This is a genomic window from Achromobacter semiaridum (genome assembly GCF_053543755.1).
Map to the genome: position 1 here is coordinate 16314 of NZ_JBLVOL010000034.1, position 6523 is coordinate 22836.

The following is a 6523-nucleotide window of genomic DNA, read 5'->3' on the forward strand; positions in this document are numbered from 1 at the left end:
CCCCGCGGCAAGAAGCTTAGGTTGGAAGAAAGACTGCAAAAACGGCGCAGCAAAATCGGGCTGCAAAAAATCGGGCTGCAAAAACAGCTCGGAAAAGTATACCGGCGCGCGTGCGGGCGTCCATGCATCGCGCCGTACAGAGTGTTGGATAGGGTGTCGAACTGCAATTCGCGGCCCGGTCGGGCGGCGAACCGTCACCTAATTACGCCGCCACTGTCCCCATTCAGGATCGAGTCGGGCGGGGGCGCCGTTCACCCACACCTGCTCGTCGTCCAGACCCGCAGCCGCCTGCGGGGCGACGTCGAACGCGATGCCCAGCGCGCCCGCCACGCGAGGCGCCTCGATGGGCAGTTCCCAGGTAAGGAACCACTGCGACAGGTCGGCGTCGGCGGGATAGTCATGGGCGTCAAAGCGCTGCCCGCCGCGCGGCACAACGGCATGAGGCTGGCAGGTGTCGAACACGATGGCGGTGCCGCGTGTCAGGGGGATGCGCCGACCGGAATGCGGGAAATGCACGTCCAGCCCCTTGTCTTCGCTTACGAAAAGGTTGCAAAAGGCCGCGCCGCCATATTGCCCGCCGTCATGGTGGTAGCGCGCGCCCCGGCAGGCCATCAGCGCCATGTCGCTGTCGGCCAGCACGTTGCCCAGGCCCACGTCGCGCGTCCAGGCGTGCATGGCCTGCACGCAGCGCTTGTAGTCGGGCCAGCGGCGTTGCGCACGGGCCAGGGGCAGGGGTTCCACATCGCCCGGCTCCAGCATCAGGCGGGTGGTGACCTCGCGTTGCCAGTCGGCGACCACGTGGGGGGCTGGGGCGGGAATGTCCAGGGTGGCGCTCAGCACCGTCGGGCTGACGCTGCGGCTGCGGATGGCATCGCCACTGAAATAGAAAGCGGTCAGCAGATCGGTCATATCGGCTAGCCCCCGCGATGCTCGTACGCGGTCTGCGTGGCGTCGCCGTTCGCCGTGGCGGCGCGGGCGCGTTCCATCAGGTGCTGCTTCAGCCGCGCCAGCGCGTCCGGCGTCCAGCCCGTCGCGCCCGTCACCGCCAGCCACGCATCCACGTAGTGCTGCGGCGCATAAACGTGGCCGTAGCCGATGGGTGTCTCGGTGCTGACCGACATATCCAGGGCCAGCTGCAACATCGTCACCACCGGCACCCAGCGCAACTGCGGCGATACGTCCGGGCCATAGGGCGGTTCCATCCAGGCGGGGCGGCGGTACAGGTCGCGAAAGTCGAAGAACGTGATGGCGTCGCTGGCGTACTGCAAGAACACAATGCGCATCGGGCCCCATGGTGCGTCGGCGGGCACGGGCGAACCATGCTGGTTCATGAAGCGCACGAAAGCGCCATCGCGCAGTTCCGGCAGCCACGCGGGGGAACCCGGGTTGCGGGCGTCGGTAATGGCGCGCCACACGCGGCTTTCAAACGGCGGACCGCTCCAGAGCGCACCCTGGATAGGATCGCCGATCATTTCGAACAGCTCGGCCGAGCGCGCGGAATTCAGCGCGCCCAGGCTCAGGCCGTGCAGGTAAAGCTTGGGGCGCTTATCTTTTGGCAGCGTGGTCCAGTAGCCGTAGACCTCGGCGAACAAGGCGCGCGCCGCCTCTGATCCGTACTCGGGCTGGGCCAGCAAGGACAGCGGGCTGGACAGGTAGGAGTACTGCAACGCCACGCTGGCCACGTCGCCATGCAGCAGGTATTCCAGCGCGTCCATCGCGGCCGGGTCGATCCACCCCGTGCCGGTGGGCGTCACCACCACCAGCGCCGAGCGCTCAAAGGCGCCCACGCGCTTCATCTCGGCCAGCGCCAGCCGGGCGCGGGCGGCCGGCGTGTCGGCGCCGGGCAGGCCCACGTACACGCGGATCGGTTCCAGGGCGTCCTGCCCCGTGCGCGCGCGGATGTCCTGCGCGCTGGCGCCGGACGCGATGAACTCGCGGCCCGCGCGGCCCAGCTGTTGCCACGCAATCAGGGAATCGGGGCTGCCCGTCTTGCCGGGCGCGGTGGGGCGCGGGCGCTCGGGTTCAAGCAGCGCATCGTATTCGCGGAACGAGGCGTCCAGCACATGCAGCGCCGCCCGAAAGAACACGTTGTTGGCCAGCGACCAGAAGATCAGGATGGCGATAGCCGCGCCCGTCACGTTGGCCACACGGCGTGGCACGACGCGGCGTACCCGCGCGGCCACAAACCGCGTCACCAGCTTGAACAGGCGGCCCAGCGCCAACAGTACGGCGAAGGTGGCCAACGCGGTAAGGCTGACCTTGAAGGGATGCGCGCTGGGCACGGGCGGCATTTCCATCAGCGCGCGGATCGTGTTCTGCCAGGCGGCGGCGCGCCACAGAAAGGCCAGCAGCACCACCGCGCACAGCAGCGTGATCGTGCCGTTGACGATGCGCGCCGCCCGGCCATGTGGCTCGGGCAATTCCAGGTAGGCCCACAGCCAATGCCACAACACCCCCAGCCCATAGCCGGCGGCCAGGCAGGTGCCGCCCAGCACGCCCTGGGTCAGATAGGTGCGCGGCACCAGCGTGGGCGTCAGCGACGCGGCGAAGAACAGCGTGCCCAGCAGCAAGCCCACGCCCGACAGCGATTCCAGGTGCGACTGGAAATAAGCCTGCAGGCGGCGGTGGGGGCCTTGCGGCATGGTGGGGTCTCCGTGGGGGCGGCCCTTATTATGCAAGCGGAACCGGGGCCGGGGCCACGTCGCGGGCGGTGGGACAAAAATTGTTTTTCATCTGACGGACGGCAGCGCCCACGGCCGTGCCGGATCGGTTTAAAACCAATACAGTGTTTCACGGGCCGGCGGCATCATTGCCGCAAGCGCCTTCGGCATGGACCCCAAGACGAATCAATAACACTGGAGACGGGATGGACACGGTAAGCAAACAGGGCGCCGGCGTGCGCGAACAAGTCAGCGCAACGGAATGGCAGGTCCGCACAGACCTTGCGGCCTTGTATCGGCTGGTGGCGCTATTTGGCTGGGACGATCTGATCTTTACGCACATCACCGCCAAGGTGCCGGGCACCGAGCATTTCCTGATCAATCCCTACGGCATGATGTTCGACGAGATCACGGCGTCCAGCCTGGTCAAGATCGACCTGCACGGCAACAAGGTGATGGATTCGGAATACGACATCAACCCGGCCGGCTTCACCATCCACAGCTGCATCCACGCGGCCCGCAAGGACGCGATGTGCGTGCTGCACACGCATTCCATCAACGGCGTGGCGGTGTCGGCGCAAAAAGACGGCCTGCTGCCTCTGTCGCAATTCGCCTTCATCGCCCTGCGCTCGCTGAGCTATCACGACTACGAAGGGCTGGCGCTGAACCCCGAAGAACAGCCGCGCCTGGTGCGCGACCTGGGCAGCAACAATTACCTGATCCTGCGTAATCACGGCCTGTTGACGGTGGGCCAGACGATGGCCGAAGCGTTCCAGGCCATGCACCGCCTGGAAGCTGCCTGCATGGCGCAGGTGCGCGCGCAGGCCGGGGGCGGCGAATTGATCTTCATCCCGCCCGAGGTGCTGGCCCGCGCCGCGGTTGAATCGCCCGCCGACCGCGCCTACAAGGCCTCGTTGGCCTGGCCGGGTCTGTTGCGCCGGCTGGATCGACGGAACCCCGGCTACGCGGAATAGGTCTGTCTGGTTTGTCCGCCGTGCCCGGGTCCGCCCGCGCACGGCCCATTCACCATAAGGAGCCTTGATGAAGCTGACTTCGATGAAGCTGATCCCGACCCTGATGCTGGGCGCAGGCGCGCTGGCGTTGTCCGCCCAGGCCGTCGCCGAGCCGGTCACCTACGACATCGACCCCTCGCACACCTATCCCAGCTTCGAGGCCGACCACTTCGGCGGCCTGTCCACCTGGCGCGGCAAATTCAACAAGTCCCAAGGCGTGGTGGTGCTGGACCGCCAGGCCCGCACCGGCACCGTCGAGGTCACCGTCGACATCCACTCGGTGGACTTCGGCCACGACGAGATGAACAAGCACGCGCTGGCGCCCGACATCTTCGACGCCGCGCGCTACCCCACGGCCACCTTCAAGGGCAAGTTCACCAAGTTCGACGGCGACCGCCCCGAAGAAGCCACTGGCGACCTGACGCTGCGCGGCGTCACCCGCCGCATCACGCTGGACATCGACGACTTCAAGTGCATCCAGCACCCCATGGAAAAGCGCGAGGTCTGCGGCGCGGACGCCTCCACCGAATTCAACCGCAAGGATTTCGGGCTGGATTTCGGCCTGGACATGGGCTTCAAGCCCGAAGTGGAACTGAAGATCCAGGTCGAGGCGGGGCGTCGGGGGTAGGGGCTGATCCTGGCGCGTGACGTCCCAGCCGGCCTATTCCGCCACTTCCGGTTCGACCAGCCGGGCCAGTTGCAGCAGGGATTCCTGCCAGCCCAGGTAGCACATTTCGGTGGGGATGGCGGCGGGGATGCCGCTTTGCTCGATGGTGATTTCCGTGCCGCACGACACCTTGCGCAGCTGGATGGTCGTCATCATTTCGCCGGGCATGTTGGGGTCGTCGAAGCGGTCGGAATAGCGCAGCTTTTCGCCAGGGACCAGTTCCAGGTATTCACCGCCAAAGGCGTGGATCTGGTTGGTGCCGAAGTTTCGGAACGACATCCTGTACGTGCCGCCCACCTTTGCGTCCAGTTGCTGGACCTGGCAGGTAAAGCCGTAGGGGGGTAGCCATTTGGCGACGGCGTCGGCCTCCAGGAAGGCGCGGTAGATGCGGTCGGGCGGGGCGCGCAGGACGCGGTGGAAATTCACGGTGCCGGTAGTCATGGTGGATTCGCCTTGAGTAGAGTGGGTCGTACTGATACGACGAACCGGGCGCGCCCATATCGACAGGGCTCGTCCTAGGAAAAACCCTGAGAACGCAGCTGCTCCACATACGCCGATAAGGCTTGGGCGTGGCGCTCGTCCGCGCGCAGCCCGACGTGGCCGTCCGCCCGCACCACCAGCAGCACGATCTTGTTCACGCCCAGCTGGCGGGCGGTGTCGGGCGACAGGTACGCGTCCACGTTGGATACCTCGGCGTTGGCCGTCAGCGCGACAACCACCTCGATGATGGGGCCGTCCGACAGCGCCACGGTGTCGCGGTGGACCTGCGCCAGCTCGTCTTGCGGCGTGGCGCTGCCCCCGATCAACAGCGCGGTGTGGCCCAGCCGCTTGGTGTAGTCGTGCAGCTTGCCCGAGCCGCCTGACGCGAATTCGATGGGCAGGTGGTCGGGCAGGCGTTGCCCGGGCGACACGCTGCGTTGCGCATCGCCCATCACGATGGGCGAGCCCGCGTAATCGATGTCCAGCTCGGCCTCGGCCACGGCCTCGTGATGGCGCGTGGCGGGGTCCGAGAACGCGGCGCGGATAGCGGCGTCGCGCTGGCGGCGGGCCTCCGGATCCATGACCATCTGCGCGTTTTCGGCGGCGTCGCCCGACGCCATGACCTGGTCCGCCACCGGCCGGCGTTCGGCGTGATAGCTGTCCAGCAAAGCGTCCGAGCAATGTCCCTGGCAAACCAGCGCCAGCTTCCAGCCCAGGTTGTAGGCGTCTTGCATGCCGCTGTTCATGCCGTGGCCCTGCGCGGGGCTGCATGTGTGCGCGGCGTCGCCGGCCAACAGCGTGCGGCCCAGGCGAAAGCGCTGCGCGACCTTGGTGTGGCAATCAAACCGAGCCGGGTGCGACACGCCTTCAAAACGGGCCTCGGGCAGATAGCGATGCAAGGTCTCCAGGGCGTCGTTGACCAGGTCCGACTGCGGCGAACTGGGCCGCAGATAGACGCGCCACCGACGCTGGGGCAGCGCGGTCAGGATCACGGGCGTGGGGTCCAGGTAGGCGTAGTTGGCCTCGAACGAATCGGGCCATCCGGTGATGGCGGCGTCGAATACCGCCCAGGGCTGGTGGATGTCGTGCCCGTCCTGGCCGATACCCATCAGCGCGCGCACGGTGCTGTGGTGGCCGTCGCAGCCGACGACCCATTGGGTAAACACTTTGGACCGGACACCGCCTTGCTCAATGGTGGCCAGCACGCCGTCGGGGCGCTCTTGCAACCCGACCAGCTTGGTGGCCCGCGTGACGCTGCCGCCCAGGGCTTGCAAGTGGTCGGTCAGGATGGCTTCGGTGACTTCTTCCGAAATGCCGATATTGAACGGGTAGCGGCTGCCGCACAGCGCCAGGTCGATGTCGCCCAGCACGTTGCCGGCGGCGTGGATGCGCGCGCGGCGCTGCTTGACACCGGCATCCAGCAAGGGCGCGGCAATGCCCAGGGCGTCCAGGATTTCGAGGGTGCGAGGGTGGACCACGGTGGCGCGGTCCCAGTCCAGCGGCCGTTCGTGCGCATCGATCAGCAGGCAATCGACGCCGCGCCGGAAAAGCTCCGAGGCGGTGAGCAGGCCGGCGGGGCCGGCGCCCACAATCAGAACGGTCGTCGCGATCATCAAGCTTTCTCCAGTCGGCCCGCCCCGCCCCTGCGTGGGCGTCTGGCGAAATTAGAGCAAGCCGAGGGAAAGCGTCAACGAAAGCGGGCC

General features: G+C 66.9%; 7 protein-coding genes. 2 read left to right on the forward strand and 5 right to left on the reverse strand.

Going from position 1 to position 6523, the window contains the following annotated elements; genetic code table 11:
• The 3 genes from ACNPP0_RS10915 to ACNPP0_RS10925 all read right to left on the reverse strand — a co-directional run.
• Positions 1-198 (reverse strand): hypothetical protein (locus tag ACNPP0_RS10915; protein ID WP_448705872.1); only part of this gene is annotated, 198 nt, incomplete at its 3' end.
• Positions 199-909, reverse strand: a complete 711-nt coding sequence (locus ACNPP0_RS10920; protein ID WP_448705873.1) for a hypothetical protein — start codon at positions 907-909, stop codon at positions 199-201.
• A gap of 5 nt (positions 910-914) precedes the next feature.
• Positions 915-2642 (reverse strand): alpha/beta hydrolase, encoded by a 1728-nt coding sequence (locus ACNPP0_RS10925; RefSeq protein WP_448705874.1) that lies wholly within the window; start codon positions 2640-2642, stop codon positions 915-917.
• Positions 2643-2866: 224 nt separating this feature from the next.
• Here ACNPP0_RS10925 and ACNPP0_RS10930 point away from each other — a divergent pair, with 224 nt between their 5' ends.
• Complete coding sequence (locus ACNPP0_RS10930) at positions 2867-3634, forward strand: class II aldolase/adducin family protein (RefSeq protein WP_046807085.1); 768 nt, start codon at positions 2867-2869, stop codon at positions 3632-3634.
• 82 nt (positions 3635-3716) lie between these two features.
• On the forward strand, positions 3717-4301 hold the full coding sequence (locus tag ACNPP0_RS10935) for a YceI family protein (protein ID WP_332611438.1): 585 nt from the start codon (positions 3717-3719) through the stop codon (positions 4299-4301).
• Between the two features lie 33 nt (positions 4302-4334).
• Here the strand turns inward: ACNPP0_RS10935 and ACNPP0_RS10940 are convergent, their stop codons facing one another.
• Together ACNPP0_RS10940 and ACNPP0_RS10945 are read right to left on the reverse strand one after the other, a co-directional pair.
• Positions 4335-4781 carry an SRPBCC family protein gene (locus ACNPP0_RS10940; RefSeq protein WP_332611171.1) on the reverse strand — a complete coding sequence of 149 codons (447 nt, stop codon included), beginning with the start codon at positions 4779-4781 and terminating at the stop codon, positions 4335-4337.
• Between the two features lie 74 nt (positions 4782-4855).
• Complete coding sequence (locus ACNPP0_RS10945) at positions 4856-6433, reverse strand: FAD-dependent monooxygenase (protein ID WP_448705875.1); 1578 nt, start codon at positions 6431-6433, stop codon at positions 4856-4858.
• Between the last annotated feature and the right edge of the window lie 90 nt (positions 6434-6523).

Bases quoted from the DNA above. Each gene is read 5' to 3' on its own strand.
- ACNPP0_RS10940 (WP_332611171.1), bottom strand. From the start codon at position 4,781: ATGACTACCGGCACCGTGAATTTCCACCGCGTCCTGCGCGCCCCGCCC.
- ACNPP0_RS10920 (WP_448705873.1), bottom strand. From the start codon at position 909: ATGACCGATCTGCTGACCGCTTTCTATTTCAGTGGCGATGCCATCCGC.
- ACNPP0_RS10925 (WP_448705874.1), bottom strand. From the start codon at position 2,642: ATGCCGCAAGGCCCCCACCGCCGCCTGCAGGCTTATTTCCAGTCGCAC.
- ACNPP0_RS10930 (WP_046807085.1), top strand. From the start codon at position 2,867: ATGGACACGGTAAGCAAACAGGGCGCCGGCGTGCGCGAACAAGTCAGC.
- ACNPP0_RS10945 (WP_448705875.1), bottom strand. From the start codon at position 6,433: ATGATCGCGACGACCGTTCTGATTGTGGGCGCCGGCCCCGCCGGCCTG.
- ACNPP0_RS10935 (WP_332611438.1), top strand. From the start codon at position 3,717: ATGAAGCTGATCCCGACCCTGATGCTGGGCGCAGGCGCGCTGGCGTTG.